Source organism: Konateibacter massiliensis, assembly GCF_900184995.1.
Lineage (GTDB): Bacteria > Bacillota > Clostridia > Lachnospirales > Lachnospiraceae > Lachnotalea > Lachnotalea massiliensis.
In genome coordinates, this window is sequence record NZ_LT860098.1 from 28,270 (window position 1) to 43,639 (window position 15,370).

Sequence of the window (15,370 nt, forward strand, 5' to 3'; positions counted from 1 at the left end):
AAGCAATACATCTTGAAAGTCAAGACCACCGGCTTAGCCGGTGGCTTGCTCTGACCCTGTAAGGGTCTATTCCCTGCTTGCGCCCGGAGGCGCCTGATGGTTTTGCCAACCGCACTTCCTTCTCAGGCAGCCCTAAAGGGCCTTTTTTATTGCCTCCTTACTCCTGCAATCTCCTTGAGCCTTTCATTATAGCTTTATTCCCTAGCTCCCCTTTCAGGGACTACTTCTTGCTTTTTTGTACTGGCTCACCCGTGAACGGGTCTATATATTCATTCAATGTCATTTGATCCGATTCATGATCTTCTTTCAATTGATTTGCAATATATTCTTGTATCTTCTTTGTATTTTTTCCTACCGTATCTACATAATATCCTCTACACCAAAAATGGCGATTTCCATACTTATATTTTAGATTAGCATGTCTTTCAAATATCATCAGTGAACTTTTTCCTTTTAGATATCCCATTATTTCAGACACACTATATTTGGGTGGTATTCTAACTAACATGTGAATATGATCCACACAACATTCTGCTTCCATTATCTCTATTCCTTTACGCTTACATAATGTACTTAATATTTGAGCAATATCTGCTTTAATTTTTCCATATACTATCTGTCTTCTGTATTTTGGTGCAAATACCAAATGATACTTGCATTCCCATTTAGTATGGGCTAAACTATTCATATCCATTTTGGATACCTCCTATGTCTTTTTTGTGGTTGGCTAAACCCGCAATTATTATAACATAGGAGGTTTTTTGCTTGAAGCTAAAGCAAAACCGTGGGACCACCGGCATAGCCGGAGGTTTATTTTTTCTGTTTATACAAACAAAAACGAACTCTCACAAACAGGCTTTTTCTGTGTAAGAGTTCGTTTTATTTCTGCCTTTTACTTTATTTTCATCGTAAGCTGTATTCTCTTCTTAGACAAATCCACGCTCATAACCTTCACTTCCACAATATCACCCACACTGACAACCTCGAGCGGATGCTTGATAAACTTATCTGTCATCTGGGAGATGTGAACGAGTCCGTCCTGATGAACCCCGATATCAACAAAGGCGCCAAAATCAATAACATTTCGGACTGTTCCCTTCAGCGTCATACCCGGTGTCAAATCCTTCATCTCCAGCACATCGGTACGAAGAATCGGTTTTGGCATTTCATCTCTCGGGTCTCTTGCAGGCTTTTCCAGTTCCTTCACAATATCTTGAAGCGTAATTACGCCAACTGAAAGCTCCTCTGCCGTCTTTTCATAGTCTGTAATCTTTTTTGACAAGCCGCTTAAGTTTCCTTCCACAATGTCTTTTGGCTTATATCCAAGCTTTTCCAACAATGCCTTTGCCGCGTCGTAGCTCTCCGGGTGCACACTTGTGGCATCCAGAGGATTTTTGCCTCCCTGTATTCTCATAAAGCCTGCGCACTGCTCGTATGCCTTCGGTCCTAGCTTTGCTACCTTTTTCAGCTCGCTTCTGTTCTCAAATCGTCCGTTTTCCTCGCGGTAAAGAACAATATTTTTCGCGATAACCTTACTGATGCCGGAAATATATTCAAGCAAGGAGGCGGATGCCGTATTCAAATCCACACCTACTTTATTTACAGAATCCTCAACAACGGCTCCAAGCGCCTCACTGAGCTTCTTCTGGTTCATATCATGCTGGTACTGTCCTACACCGATGGATTTCGGATCAATTTTTACCAATTCTGCCAGCGGGTCCTGCAATCTTCTGGCAATGGATGCAGCACTTCTCTGTCCCACATCAAAGTTCGGGAATTCCTCCGTTGCAAGTTTACTTGCCGAGTAAACAGAGGCTCCTGCTTCGTTCACGATAATGTACTGGACGTTTGCCTTTATTTCTTTTAGCATATCCACAATTATCATTTCTGATTCTCTGGAGGCAGTTCCGTTTCCTACCGATATCAAGGAAATATTGTATTTTTCAATAAGCTTTTTTACCGTGCTCTTTGCTTCCGCTACCTTATTTTGAGGTGCAGTCGGATAAATCACAGCTGTGTCAAGCACTTTTCCGGTTCCATCCACAACTGCCAGCTTACAGCCGGTTCGAAAGGCCGGGTCCCAACCAAGCACTACCTGTCCCACAATAGGAGGCTGCATCAAAAGCTGTTCCAGATTTTTTCCGAAAACCTTGATTGCACCATCCTCCGCCTTTTCGGTCAAATCATTTCGAATTTCACGCTCCACCGCCGGTGCGATAAGTCGTTTATAGCTGTCCTCTATGATATCTTCCAGAATCTGTCTCGTATTTTCGTTATTGCCTTTGATTACCTGCTTTTTCAGATATCTTAAAATATCCTCCTCGGGTGCTTCTATTTTAACGGTCAAAATCTTTTCATTTTCTCCGCGGTTTAATGCAAGAACACGATGCCCAGCCAGCTTAGAAACCGGCTCCTGGAAATTATAATACATCTCAAATACAGATTCTGCTTTTTCATCCTTCGCTGTGGAAGAAATCATACCTTTTTTCATCGTAATATCGCGGATATAAATTCGGTAGTCAGCTTCATCAGATATATACTCAGCAATGATATCTTTTGCTCCCTCAATCGCTGCCTGTACGCTATCCACCTCTTTTTCCGGATTAACAAAGGCTTCTGCTTCCTTTTCAATCGGCTCCTTTGTCATTTGGAGCAAAATCAGATTTGCCAGAGGCTCCAAGCCCTTCTCCTTCGCTATCGTTGCCCTTGTTCTTCTCTTTGGGCGGTAAGGACGATATAAATCCTCCACAACGACCAAGGTTTCAGCCTCCAATATTTGCTTTTTCAGCTCCTCGGTCAGCTTTCCCTGCTCCTCGATGGTCGTAAGCACCTGCTCTTTTTTTTCTTCCAAGTTTCGAAGATACGTCAATCTATCATTTAAATTTCGCAGAACCTCATCATTTAATGTGCCGGTGGCTTCTTTTCGGTATCTGGAAATAAAGGGTATTGTATTTCCTTCATCAATTAATTTTACCGCTGCCTCCACCTGCCATTTTTTGACTTCCAGCTCTGTCGCCAGCTTTGCTATTATATCCATATTCCTATTTAACCTTCCCTTTCTTTTGTCCTTCTAAAAGTATAAAACAATTTTCCTTGCTGTTCAAGTTGTAATTCGGAACAAGACATGATAAAATTTAGATTAAAGATTTAAATTTAAGTTACATGCGGGAGGAAAATATGGATTATAACAACAACGAACCGGCTTCTGAAAATACACCTGTGCCGACAAGCAATTATTATGATAAAAATGAACCGAACGGAATGGCCACTGCCACCTTGGTGCTTGGTATCCTTGCGATTGTCTCCATTTGCTGTGTCTATGGCTCTTACATATTTGGGGGTATTGCGATTGCCCTCGGGCTTTTATCTCGCGGAAAAGGAACAAAGCTTAGCACAAATGCGCTGATTGGTGTTATTCTTTCGATTGTCGGTATGGCAGTTTCAACCTTTGTTCTTATTTTTATGGTAATTACCATGATTGCCTCTTATGGGTCCATGGGGAACTTTTTACAGGACTATAATGCATATTACAAGGAAATTTATGGGGAAGACCTTCCTTTTGATACCGATTTGTATGATAATGAGGAATATGATTATAACGACTATTATAATGATGATATCTTTGATTATTTTTATGACTATGATTATGACTACGATTATAGTGCTCCGCCCACACCGTCAGATCTTTAATCTGACTTCATAATAAACGAGCAAGTGCGCATAAATAGTTTTCATATCACAGGGAATTGCAAAGTAATTTATGATAAAAAAATCCCAAGAGCAGTGTTTTACACTAACTCTTGGGATTTTTTATATACTAGAAAATATGATATTAAATTCTTTCGTCTATGATATTGCTTTGGAACTCACCCTTTAAATCCATATAAAAATATGTCATTGTACAATTGATATACGGAACAATCCAAAGCAGAGCAATTCCACAGGAAAGTACCGATAATAAATACCAGCCAATAAAGGATATACTAAGATAGAATAATCTTCCCTTGTGTCCTTTCATCATCTCGCGGCTTTCTCTCATGGTCTCTATTGTGGATCTGTTATTTTCATCTGCAAACAGATAGACTGCCTGACTATAGATAAGTCCGATTATAATACTTAACACCAACATTCCAATAAAGCCGATAACGGATAAAACAAAGAAAATCACCTGCTGCGTAAAAATATACAACACTACAAAAACAGTTGCAGGGATACTGCATACCAAAACCAAAAGGCTTACCAGAATGGTATACAGAATAACTTTATCCGGATGATTCTGGAAGCTCCAGAAAAGATCTGAAATTCGGTACTCTTTACTCCTATTAAAATTCAGGAAAAATCTCAGCAGACCGACTTCCAATACCACTGTCAGCAGAGAGACAATAAGGGTTATCAGATAGTATATAACCCAGCCTAAGGTAGTCTCCGTTCCGATTAGGAAGGTACTCGTAAAAGATGCGGCAAGAGAAATTAACATCGTTAAAACCACAGCTCCCATCGGCATACCATATTTCCCCTTTAACCTCTCTCTTGCTAAAGCTTTTAATTCTGATGATGACTTATAGCTCATATGTATTTACACTCCAATCCGATTTTTAATCTTCTACTAGTATATCATACCTACCATTAAAAACTCAATATTGCATCTGAATATTTCACAGCATTGCAAGTTGAACCGTAACTGTGTTACTATAATAGGACAGATAGTTTAACCTTATCAAGGAAGTTCTCCGCTCCTTCAAGCGGGGGTACAACTTGCTTGTTTCAGTAGGTGTTCAAGCTCCTACTGAGATACCACGAAGTGGTAATAAGGTTATGAGTAAGCAGCGTAGTGGATTACGAATATCCGCTTTAACTTAAGGAGCTTCCCATGAATACTGATGATAATAAATTTCTCTACCAAATTGGCTGGGCGATTTTAGCCGTCTCTGTCCTTATTTTGGTCTTACTGCCATTTTCACCGATAAATTATAGACTGTTTTTGCTGCCTTGCCCTATTTATACCTTAACGGGCATCTATTGTCCGGGCTGCGGAGGAACCCGTTCTGTCCATGCATTGCTGCATGGCTCATTCCTGAGCTCTTTCCGCTACAATCCGATTGTGCTGTATTGCGGTGCTATCTATGCCTGGTATATGATAAGCAATACCATCGAGTATGTCTCCAAGCATAAAATTAAAATCGGAATGAAGTACCGGGATATCTATTTATGGATTGGGCTTGGAATTTTATTGGCTTTCTTTGTTCTTCGCAATTTTCTGCTTCTTGTCCTCGGAATTGATTTGGCAAATTTCTAATTTCTGAAAATATAATTCTAATACAAAAAAAGTGTGAGCATTACTCACACTTCGCGCCCGAGCGGGTTGCGAAGCAACAACTTCTGCTCCGCAAGCTTACCCAACGATATTTTTATCAGTTTACTTACTAAACAAATAATCAACTAATGTATGTCCCTCGGCAATGAAGTTTTTGCCTTCCTTCGCCTCTTTTTCGTTATAATTCCAAGTATGGTCCTGAATATCCGTACTGTCATAAAGCATATACGGTACCGGGTCGCTTGTATGGGTTCTCACGCAGATTGGTGTCGGGTGATCCGGAAGGACCATCATTCGGTAATCTACCTTTAATTCGTCCAGCTTCTCCGATACAATCTTAATGACACGCTGGTCAAGGTACTCAATCGCCTTCACCTTTTTCTCCACGCTGCCCTGATGCCCCATTTCATCCGGTGCCTCTACATGTATGTATACAAAATCATAATCCTGCTTTGTCAAAACATCGACAGCCGCCTGTGCCTTGCCCTCGTAGTTTGTCTCTAAGGTTCCGTCAGCACCCTCTACCTCGATATTCAACATACCGGCTCCTACCGCAATTCCTTTCAGTAAGTCAACCGCCGATATCATAGCTCCTCTTTTTTTGTTTTTTTCTTCAAAGGAGGACAATGCCGGTCTTGTTCCTGCACCCCAAAACCAAATCGAGTTAGCGGGATTTAATCCTCTTTTTCTTCTGTCTTCATTGATTGGATGATGATTTAAAATATCATAGCTTCTCTTCATCATGTCCTTCAAAGCTGCTTCCTTCGGAAGATATTCGCCAATCACTTTTCCTAATATATCATGCGGCGGTGTAAGCTCTGCTACCTCACCCTTATCCCATATAAGAAGATGGCGGTAGCTCGTTCCCACATAGTAGGAAAACACATCATTTGCCAGCTCTTTTTTCACTGCATCCAATAAAACAGCAGCTTCCTCTGTGGTAATCTCGCCGGAGCTGTGGTCGATAATCGTCTTTTCCTCATATGGCTTATCATCCTCCGATACGGTAACGATATTACAACGAACCGCGATGTCGGTATCCTTCATGTCTACTCCGATGCTAAGCGCCTCAAGAGGAGAACGTCCCGTATAATATTTTCTCGGAAAATATCCAAGTACAGACAGATTTGCCGTGTCACTGCCCGGACTCATACCGGATGGTATCGTGCTTACAAGCCCTACTTCCGACTTCTTTGACAATTCATCTAACTTTGGAGTGTTGGCATATTCAAGCGGAGTCTTTCCACCGAGTTCCTCCAGTGGTTCATCTGCCATTCCGTCTCCAAGTACTATTACATATTTCATTTTATTTCACCTCAACTAGTCTTCCATGCGAATCCGATTGATAATTCCCTGACACTTTTCTTCTTTTTCCTTATATTCAGCTTCGGATAAAACACCTGTCACAAATCCAAACTCATTGTTTAATTCTGAAACAGTGATAACCTCCACCTTACCGAATAACTGCTCTATCTCGGCAAGTCTTGCACCTGCCTCACCGCTTATGCGGACAAAAAATCTTCTCTTTGCTGTGCTGATATCTGCAAGCTCAAGCTTCTTGTTACTCCAAAGCTGCATAATATTGCGGTGCAAATGCTTTGCCGCGTCAACTACGTCCGCCACAACCGCACTCGCTGTCGGAAGCTTACCGGCTCCGCTGCCGTAAAACATGACATCACCAAGTACGTTTCCATGTGCAAAAATTCCGTTAAATACATTATTTACACTGTATAGAGGATGCTCTGCCGGGATAAGAAAAGGAGCTACCATCGCATAGAAGCTATCACCCACACGCTTACTGGAAGCAAGCAGCTTAATCGCTCTTCCCATTTCCTTTGCGTACTTAATGTCCTCTGCTGTTATTTTCGTAATACCCTCTGTATAAATATCCTCATAGTCAACCTGATTGCCAAAGGCGAGCGAGGAAAGAATTGCAATCTTTCTGCACGCATCATAACCTTCCACATCAGCCTCCGGATTTCTCTCCGCAAAACCTCTGTCCTGTGCATCCTTTAAAACGGTGTCAAAATCAAGCCCTTCAAAGGTCATCTTGCTTAATATATAATTAGTCGTTCCGTTTAAGATACCGGTAATCTCATCGATTTCATCTGCTGTCAAAGAGGAATTTAACGGTCTGATAATTGGAATTCCGCCGCCAACGCTCGCCTCAAACAAGAAATTGATGTTTTTCTCTCTCGCAATTTCAAGCAACTCACTGCCGTGCTTTGCCACTAACTCTTTGTTTGATGTACACACACTTTTTCCTGCAAGCAGGGCACTCTTTACAAAGGTATAAGCCGGCTCTACACCGCCCATTACCTCTACAATAATCTGCACATCACTGTCATTCAAAATCGTATCATAATCATGAACAATCTTTTCCTGAATCGGATCTTCCGGAAAATCTCTCAAATCCAAAACATATTTGATATTGATTTCCTCGTTTGCTCTTTTATTGATACTGTCCTGGTTGGTGTTTAAAACTTCCACCACACCTGAGCCTACTGTTCCATATCCTAACACTGCAATATTTATCATTTTTTCACTACTCCTTAGCCATTATTTTCAAATAATGAATTCCATTGATTCCTTCAATTTTATCTGTCATCTCATTTACATCACCTGAATCTGGCAAAATATCCACACTCATTGTTAATATGGCAATTCCCTTAATCGGAATCGTCTGGTGAATGGTCAATACATTCCCATGATACTCAGCAATCGTCGCCAGCACCTCAGACAAAAGTCCGGGTACGTCATCTAACTGAACAACAAAGGTCATCGTTTTTCCTTTTGTATTTTCATGATATGGAAAAATATCGTCCTTATATTTATAAAAAGAGCTTCTGCTGATTCCCACGCGCTCCGTGGCATCCTGAACCGTCATGACCTTCTGTGCGTCTAACAGCCTCTTTGCCTCCACTACTTTTAGTAATACTTCAGGAACTGCTTTTTTCTTTACTACATAATATTTTTCTTTTTCTATCATACAATCCTTCCTCTTTGTTTGCACACGAAAAACATTTGTATTTCCAACAAAGATATTAACACAATTGCTGGCTCTGTGCAACCTATTTTTACTTTTGAGTCAAAAATACTAAAAAGGACAGGCTTGTGACTTTCCTGTCCTTTTTATCGCCAATCCTATTGATTTTCCATGAATTGCGCTATATGTGCCTGTTCTTCATCTGACATGAGCTTTTCCGTATTCAAAATGATAACAATTTCTTTAGAAACCTTGGCAATTGCCTTGATGTACAAAGTATCATAAGATTTTACAATATCAGGAACCGCTGTAATATCTGCCTTGTCAATCTCTTGAATTTCACTTACCATATCTACCTCAAGTGCGATTGGCATACCTTTAATGTTTGTCACGATAATTTTTCGCTCTGTATCTTGGTTCGTCACTTCCGGCATATTAAATTTACTTCTCAAACTAAATACAGGGATGATTTCCCCTCTCAAATTGATAATTCCTTTAATATGACTAGGTGCGTTGGGTATTCTCACTGTCTGCTGAGACGGTTCAATTGCATTGACCAATGAAATGTCAATTCCGTAATCCTCATTATTCAGTTTGAATATAATAGGTTTCATGCCTTCCATTTTAACCCTCCTCGTTTGATTTTATGCTATTCCATTTTAAGTATCCGTTTATAAAAGGATCGATGTTGCCATTCATCACGCTGTCTGTATTGCCCGACTCAATATTTGTCCTGTGATCCTTGACCATCGTGTAGGGCTGCATAACATAAGAACGTATCTGGTTACCCCAGCCAATCTCCTTAACCTCGCCCCTGATATCTGAAATTTTTTCCGCATTCTCCTGCTCTTTTAACAGATAGAGTTTTGCTTTCAGCATCTGCATCGCTTTATCCTTATTGCTATGCTGGGAACGCTCATTTTGACACTGTACCACAACTCCCGTAGGAATATGTGTAATTCGTATTGCGGACGAAGTTTTGTTGATGTGCTGTCCTCCGGCACCGCTTGAGCGGTATGTGTCGATACGCAAATCGTCATCGTTTATCTCAATTCCCATATCTTCTTCAATATCCGGCATAACATCGCAGGAGGCAAAAGAGGTCTGTCTCTTTCCTGCCGCATTAAAAGGTGAGATGCGCACCAGACGGTGAACACCCTTCTCACTCTTTAAATAACCAAAGGCATTCTCTCCGTTTACCTGAAACGTAATCGACTTAATACCCGCCTCTTCACCATCTAAATAGTCCAGCACCTCTTGCGTAAATCCTTTTGAATCTACCCACTTGCTGTACATACGGTAAAGCATGCTTACCCAGTCGCAAGCCTCTGTTCCGCCTGCTCCTGCATGGAGCGTTACAATCGCTCCGTCTTTATCATATTCTCCTGACAGAAGAGTTCTTATTTTTACGCTGTCCATCTTGTTCGTAAAGCCTGTCAAAAGCTCCTCAATTTCCGGAATAAGAGTTTCATCATTCTCTTCATATCCCATCTCAATTAAGGTCTCAATTTCTTCGTATGTCTCTTTTAATTCTGCATAGTCTGAAATATCATCCTTCAAAGCTTTTAACTCCTTCATGTCCGCCTGCGCCTTATCCGCATTGTCCCAGTAATTCGGTGCTTCCATGTTTCGCTCCAATTCCTCGATGCGCTTTTCCTTCCTGTCTAACTCAAAGTGAATCCCTTACTTCTGTTAATCCTTCTGTATAGGTATTCAGCGTCGCTTTAAATTGATCCAGTTCTACCAATTCCCTAACCTTCTTTCTTATATAAAATTTGATTTAAGCCTGCATCCTGCCATGGCACTGCTTATATTTCTTGCCGCTTCCGCACGGGCATGGATCGTTTGGATAAACCTTTGTACTTTCGCGGCGCACCGGCCCCTTGGCAACCGTATTATCCTTGTTTGTACCGGTAACCTTTGCAACCTGCTCTCTTTCTACCTTCTGCTCAATACGCACATGCATAAGCAGTCTCACGGTCTCCTCGCGAATGTTTGCTGTCATCACATCAAACATTTCATAACCGCTCAATTTATATTCTACCAATGGATCTTTCTGTCCATATGCCTGTAAGCCGATACCCTGACGAAGCTGGTCCATATCGTCGATATGATCCATCCATTTTTTATCGATAACCTTCAGTAAAATAACGCGTTCTAATTCCCGAATTGCTTCTGTTTCAGGGAATTCTGCTTCTTTTGCTTCATAGAGCTTAACTGCCATTTCCTTTAACATATGCTTTAATTCATTCTTTTTTGTGCCTCTTACTTTTTCCGGCGTAAGCTCTTTCAGTGGAATAAGCGGAAGCAATAAGGAATTTAATTCCGTTAAGTTCCATTCTTCTGAGTCACTATCATCCGCCACCACAATATCAGCAGCACTCTCAACAGTATCGGTTATCATTTTGTAGATAACTTCTCTCATGCTCTCGCCGTCTAATACTCTTCTTCTCTCAGCATAAATAATCTCACGTTGCTCGTTCATAACCTGATCATATTCGAGAAGATTCTTTCTGATACCAAAGTTGTTGTTCTCTATCTTCATCTGCGCTTTTTCAATTGCATTGGAAAGCATCTTGTGCTCAATCTGCTCATTCTCAGGCACACCGAGGGTATTGAACATATTCATAAGACGCTCGGAACCGAACAATCTCATCAAATCATCTTCCAGTGAGATAAAGAATCTGGATTCACCCGGATCTCCCTGACGACCGGAACGTCCTCTTAACTGATTGTCAATACGTCTTGATTCATGACGCTCTGTACCGATAATCTTAAGACCTCCTGCTGCCTTTGACTCTGCGTCAAGCTTAATATCCGTACCACGGCCTGCCATATTTGTTGCAATGGTAACAGCCTTATGAATACCTGCCTCCGCTACAATTTCCGCCTCCAGCTCATGGAACTTCGCATTCAGCACCTTATGCGGAATGCCGCGCTTTTTCAGCACATTACTTACTTCCTCGGAAGCCTCGATTGTGATTGTACCGACAAGCACCGGCTGTCCCTTCTCATAGGACTGTGTGATTTCTTCCACAACAGCATGAAGCTTTTCTTTCTTTGTCTTATAAACAGCATCCTGCTTATCATCACGAACAACTGGCATATTGGTAGGAATCTCAATAACGTCCATTCCGTAGATGTCACGGAATTCTTTCTCCTCCGTGAGTGCTGTACCTGTCATACCACACTTCTTTTCATACTTATTAAAGAAGTTCTGGAAGGTAATGTTTGCTAATGTCTTGCTCTCTCTCTTTACCTTTACATGCTCTTTTGCTTCAATCGCCTGGTGAAGTCCGTCTGAATATCTTCTGCCTGGCATAATACGTCCTGTAAACTCATCTACGATTAAAACCTGATCATCTTTTACAACATAGTCCTGATCTCTGAACATCAGATTATGTGCACGAAGTGCCAGGATAATATTATGCTGTATCTCCAAATTCTCTGCATCTGCAAGGTTTTCAATCCCAAAGAATTTTTCTACCTTGGCAACACCTTCCTCTGTAAGGTTTACAACCTTATCCTTCTCATTTACAATAAAGTCACCGGTCTCCTCAATTTCCTCGCCCATGATGGCTGCCATCTTGGAAAATTCGGCACTTGCCTCACCGCGTGTCAACTGTCTTGCTAAAATGTCGCAAGCCTCATATAACTTGGTAGACTTACCGCTCTGTCCTGAAATGATAAGAGGTGTTCTCGCCTCATCGATTAAAACGGAGTCAACCTCATCGATGATGGCATAATTCAAATCTCTCATAACAAGCTGCTCTTTATAAATAACCATGTTATCTCTCAAATAGTCAAAACCTAACTCATTGTTCGTAACATAGGTAATATCGCATGCATACGCTGCTCTTCTCTCATCATTCTCCATTGAGTTCAAAACAGTGCCCACTGTCAGTCCCAAAAACTCATGGACCTGTCCCATCCACTCGGAATCACGGTGTGCCAGATAGTCATTGACTGTCACAACATGTACACCTTTTCCGGTCAGAGCATTCAAATAAGCCGGTAATGTGGAAACTAACGTCTTTCCTTCACCGGTCTTCATCTCTGCAATTCTTCCTTGATGAAGTATAACACCACCGATAAGCTGTACTCTGTAGTGCTCCATCTTCAGAACTCTTTTTGCCGCCTCTCTCACTGTAGCGTAAGCCTCCGGCAAAATACTGTCAAGGGTTTCCCCCTCAGCCACTCTCTTTTTATATTCCTTGGTCTTATCTCGTAACTGCTCATCTGTCAGTGCTGCCATTGTCTCCTGCAACGCTTCGATTTTGTCAACAATCGGATAAACCATTTTTAATTCTCTTTCGCTGTGTGTTCCAAATATTTTTTGAATAAATCCCATTCTCATACTCCTATTAGCTACTTTTTTTGGTATGCCTTCTTCTTTATTAAATTTATTAAAAAATTCTTAAAAATACTCTTTAATGGATATTGTAACACTAAGTATTATTTTATTCAACAAATTTCTGTCGTGACTTTCCGTCTCATAAATCGCTAAAACACCCTGTCCTAACATCGGACAGGGTGCCATTTCTTTTACTTTTCTTAACATTCCGGTTCAATCAAGCCGTAAGTATTGCTCTTTCTCTTATAAACAACACAAACTTCGTCTGTCTCAGCATTCCGAAATACGAAGAAGCTATGTCCCAATAATTCCATTTGGATACATGCATCTTCCGGATACATAGGCTTCATACCAAATTTCTTAGTACGGATAATCCTAATCTCATCATTGTCCTCAAACTCTTTGTCAATAAATTCCTGCTTAAAGTTTGAATCGCCGTGTTTTCTATCGATGATTTTGTTTTTGTATTTTTTTAATTGTCTTTCGATAATCTCTTCTACTAAGTCGATGGATACATACATATCATTACTTACCTGCTCGGAACGGATAATGCTTCCTTTTACAGGAATGGTCACTTCAATTTTCTGTCGGTCTTTCTCAACACTTAAAGTCACTTGAACTTCAGTATCAGGAGTAAAATACTTTTCTAATTTTCCTAATTTCTCTTGAACCGCACTTCTCAAACCCTCTGTTACATCAATGTTTCTGCCTACAATATTATAACGCATGATGTCCCACTCCTTTACTGTTTGTATTACAATATTACCTTTTGTTTAATATCGTACTATAATTATACCACGTTTCAGTTATTTTACAATAGTTTAACCTAGCATTTCCTATTTTTTTAAACTCTTGTTCCTTTATTTTGACAACTTTCGTTTTTTCTCTGGTCTCTCTCCCATATTTTGACGATAAAAAAGTCAATACGTTTTTACGTTTTTCTTACGATTTATTATACTTTCACAAAACATTTGTTTTTTGTTTTTTTTTAAAAAACACGCTTTCCACACTAAAATAATGTGGATAATGTGGATAACTCAGTGTATAACTCTATTTTTCGCCTTTGACGCACTTTTATATGTGGATAAGTTTTCTCGAAAAATCCCTTGACTTTTTTCTCCCTTTGATTACATTTTTTTCACTTTGTGCATCTTGTATATTTTATATTTTGTCAATAATTTTCTTCTCATTTTTTTGCTTTTTTTATTTTTTGTTTATATTTTGTAACTGTTCAGAGCCAAGCAAATTTGATAAAGAGTATGCGTAGAATGCTCGCATTCCTAAACATACTCTTTATCAAATTTATTTGGTGGATACGCCACATCTCGAAAACACTATGTGTTTTCCAAATTGGCTCTGAACAATTTCCTATCATACAAAAAGGAATGTGTTAAAATAACACATCCCTTTTCCTCTTAATTGATATAGCTTACAGCCTTACTTGGCGTTCTATAATATGCATTTGATATCTTAATACCTGTCTTTTCTGTACTGGCATGGACTACCTGTCCATTTCCTATGTAGAGCGCCACATGGTTGATGGAGCTTCCGTTGGAATAGAATAATAAATCTCCCGCCTGAATATCGCTGAGTGCCACTTCTCTTCCGCCGCCACTCTGGGAACCGGAGGTTCTAGGTATCGATATTCCGTTATCAGCGAATACAGATTGCGTGAATCCGGAGCAATCTGCACCGTTTGTCAGGCTTGTTCCGCCCCATACGTAAGGATTTCCGACAAACTGAAGCGCATAGCTTACAATTGCCTGTCTGGAACCGGATACCGTACTGCTTGATGCTTCACTTTGGCTGCTTGATGATGAACTTGATGCGCTCGCAGAGCTGCTTGTCTTCGCTTTTGCTGCCTTTTCTGCCGCTTTCTTCTTTGCCGCTTCATCTGCCGCTCTTGCTGCTTCTTCCGCTGCTTTTCGTTCTGCTTCCTCTTTCGCCAGTCTTGCCTGTTCCTCTTCAATGGACTCAGCCTGTACAAAATCGGTTCTCAAATCTACATACTCAGCCGATACATAGCCAAGCACGTCACTATCAATTTTAACCTTAACCCAGCCGTCCAGCTCCTCCACGACTTCCATCTCTTCTTCAATCGGAACAAGTGTCTGAACTGTAGCTTCAAGACTCGCATCATCTCGAACCTTCAGCGTGGTGGTATTTACCTTTGCAATACGCGTACCAACCTCTTTCGCTAAGGCTTCTGCTTCCTCGCCCGTCACGAAATATTCTGCTTTTATGTATCCTGTAACACTCCCTGATTTTACTAAATACCAGTCGCCGTCTGTTTCCAGTATCGTCGCTGCTGAATTATCATAAATCTTTCCTAAAATTTCACTCTCTTCGTTTGGCTCACTTCTCATATTTACATAATAACTTACCTGAGCAATGGCGATATTATCATATTCGGAAGGTTCCAAAATCTTCTTAATCTCTTCATCCGCCGTCTCAGGGTTGCTTACATACTTCTCATTCAAAGCAAATGTGATCCCTGCCGTCGGTAAATCTGCGCCAATTGTTGTTGCATGTGTGGTAAATGCACTGCCGGATATTACAATTGCACCCGCAATGCAGCCAGTCATAATCTTTAGTCTATTCTTATTCATCGTACTCTCCATTTTGTCATGCTTTCATTTGTTACATAATTGTTAAATTTATTACGAAATTAAGTATAACAAATTAAGCCCCTGCTGTCAACCATTTGACGAGATTA

13 protein-coding genes are annotated in these 15,370 nt (G+C 40.6%); 2 read left to right on the forward strand and 11 right to left on the reverse strand.

Annotation, left to right across the window (positions count from 1 at the left end):
- Window positions 1-220: 220 nt before the first annotated feature.
- Window positions 221-694, reverse strand: a complete 474-nt coding sequence (gene tnpA, locus CTY48_RS01555; protein WP_099466475.1) for an IS200/IS605 family transposase — start codon at window positions 692-694, stop codon at window positions 221-223.
- A gap of 198 nt (window positions 695-892) precedes the next feature.
- Window positions 893-3,037: a Tex family protein gene (locus CTY48_RS01560; RefSeq protein ID WP_099466763.1), complete on the reverse strand. Its 2,145-nt coding sequence runs from the start codon at window positions 3,035-3,037 to the stop codon at window positions 893-895.
- A gap of 140 nt (window positions 3,038-3,177) precedes the next feature.
- Here CTY48_RS01560 and CTY48_RS01565 point away from each other — a divergent pair, with 140 nt between their 5' ends.
- Window positions 3,178-3,690 (forward strand): DUF4190 domain-containing protein, encoded by a 513-nt coding sequence (locus tag CTY48_RS01565; RefSeq protein ID WP_099466764.1) that lies wholly within the window; start codon window positions 3,178-3,180, stop codon window positions 3,688-3,690.
- A 142-nt stretch (window positions 3,691-3,832) separates the two neighbouring features.
- Here the strand turns inward: CTY48_RS01565 and CTY48_RS01570 are convergent, their stop codons facing one another.
- Entirely contained in the window at window positions 3,833-4,570 is a 738-nt protein-coding gene (locus CTY48_RS01570) for a DUF975 family protein (RefSeq protein ID WP_099466765.1), read from the reverse strand.
- A gap of 300 nt (window positions 4,571-4,870) precedes the next feature.
- On the opposite strand from CTY48_RS01570, the gene CTY48_RS01575 reads away from it, so the two are divergent.
- On the forward strand, window positions 4,871-5,296 hold the full coding sequence (locus CTY48_RS01575; RefSeq protein WP_099466766.1) for a DUF2752 domain-containing protein: 426 nt from the start codon (window positions 4,871-4,873) through the stop codon (window positions 5,294-5,296).
- A gap of 120 nt (window positions 5,297-5,416) precedes the next feature.
- Here the strand turns inward: CTY48_RS01575 and CTY48_RS01580 are convergent, their stop codons facing one another.
- The 8 genes from CTY48_RS01580 to CTY48_RS01615 all read right to left on the reverse strand — a co-directional run bounded on the left by CTY48_RS01580 (window position 5,417) and on the right by CTY48_RS01615 (window position 15,263).
- Window positions 5,417-6,619 (reverse strand): cofactor-independent phosphoglycerate mutase, encoded by a 1,203-nt coding sequence (locus tag CTY48_RS01580; protein WP_099466767.1) that lies wholly within the window; start codon window positions 6,617-6,619, stop codon window positions 5,417-5,419.
- A gap of 15 nt (window positions 6,620-6,634) precedes the next feature.
- Complete coding sequence (locus CTY48_RS01585; protein ID WP_099466768.1) at window positions 6,635-7,852, reverse strand: homoserine dehydrogenase; 1,218 nt, start codon at window positions 7,850-7,852, stop codon at window positions 6,635-6,637.
- 7 nt (window positions 7,853-7,859) lie between these two features.
- Entirely contained in the window at window positions 7,860-8,303 is a 444-nt protein-coding gene (locus tag CTY48_RS01590; protein WP_099466769.1) for an ACT domain-containing protein, read from the reverse strand.
- A gap of 155 nt (window positions 8,304-8,458) precedes the next feature.
- Window positions 8,459-8,923 carry a chemotaxis protein CheW gene (locus tag CTY48_RS01595; RefSeq protein ID WP_099466770.1) on the reverse strand — a complete coding sequence of 155 codons (465 nt, stop codon included), beginning with the start codon at window positions 8,921-8,923 and terminating at the stop codon, window positions 8,459-8,461.
- 1 nt (window position 8,924) lies between these two features.
- A protein-coding gene (prfB, locus tag CTY48_RS01600) for a peptide chain release factor 2 (protein WP_099466771.1) occupies window positions 8,925-10,047 on the reverse strand; the annotation gives its coding sequence in 2 pieces (ribosomal slippage) (window positions 8,925-9,971 and window positions 9,973-10,047; 1,122 coding nt in all).
- A 33-nt stretch (window positions 10,048-10,080) separates the two neighbouring features.
- Window positions 10,081-12,651, reverse strand: coding sequence for a preprotein translocase subunit SecA (gene secA / locus CTY48_RS01605; RefSeq protein ID WP_099466772.1), 2,571 nt, complete (start codon window positions 12,649-12,651; stop codon window positions 10,081-10,083).
- Between the two features lie 203 nt (window positions 12,652-12,854).
- Window positions 12,855-13,382 carry a ribosome hibernation-promoting factor, HPF/YfiA family gene (gene hpf, locus CTY48_RS01610; RefSeq protein WP_099466773.1) on the reverse strand — a complete coding sequence of 176 codons (528 nt, stop codon included), beginning with the start codon at window positions 13,380-13,382 and terminating at the stop codon, window positions 12,855-12,857.
- A 687-nt stretch (window positions 13,383-14,069) separates the two neighbouring features.
- Window positions 14,070-15,263, reverse strand: coding sequence for a C40 family peptidase (locus tag CTY48_RS01615; RefSeq protein ID WP_099466774.1), 1,194 nt, complete (start codon window positions 15,261-15,263; stop codon window positions 14,070-14,072).
- Window positions 15,264-15,370 lie beyond the last annotated feature (107 nt).

Coding starts and splice junctions, on each gene's coding strand:
- tnpA (WP_099466475.1), bottom strand. CDS start 694: ATGGATATGAATAGTTTAGCCCATACTAAATGGGAATGCAAGTATCAT.
- CTY48_RS01560 (WP_099466763.1), bottom strand. CDS start 3,037: ATGGATATAATAGCAAAGCTGGCGACAGAGCTGGAAGTCAAAAAATGG.
- CTY48_RS01565 (WP_099466764.1), top strand. CDS start 3,178: ATGGATTATAACAACAACGAACCGGCTTCTGAAAATACACCTGTGCCG.
- CTY48_RS01570 (WP_099466765.1), bottom strand. CDS start 4,570: ATGAGCTATAAGTCATCATCAGAATTAAAAGCTTTAGCAAGAGAGAGG.
- CTY48_RS01575 (WP_099466766.1), top strand. CDS start 4,871: ATGAATACTGATGATAATAAATTTCTCTACCAAATTGGCTGGGCGATT.
- CTY48_RS01580 (WP_099466767.1), bottom strand. CDS start 6,619: ATGAAATATGTAATAGTACTTGGAGACGGAATGGCAGATGAACCACTG.
- CTY48_RS01585 (WP_099466768.1), bottom strand. CDS start 7,852: ATGATAAATATTGCAGTGTTAGGATATGGAACAGTAGGCTCAGGTGTG.
- CTY48_RS01590 (WP_099466769.1), bottom strand. CDS start 8,303: ATGATAGAAAAAGAAAAATATTATGTAGTAAAGAAAAAAGCAGTTCCT.
- CTY48_RS01595 (WP_099466770.1), bottom strand. CDS start 8,923: ATGGAAGGCATGAAACCTATTATATTCAAACTGAATAATGAGGATTAC.
- secA (WP_099466772.1), bottom strand. CDS start 12,651: ATGGGATTTATTCAAAAAATATTTGGAACACACAGCGAAAGAGAATTA.
- hpf (WP_099466773.1), bottom strand. CDS start 13,382: ATGCGTTATAATATTGTAGGCAGAAACATTGATGTAACAGAGGGTTTG.
- CTY48_RS01615 (WP_099466774.1), bottom strand. CDS start 15,263: ATGAATAAGAATAGACTAAAGATTATGACTGGCTGCATTGCGGGTGCA.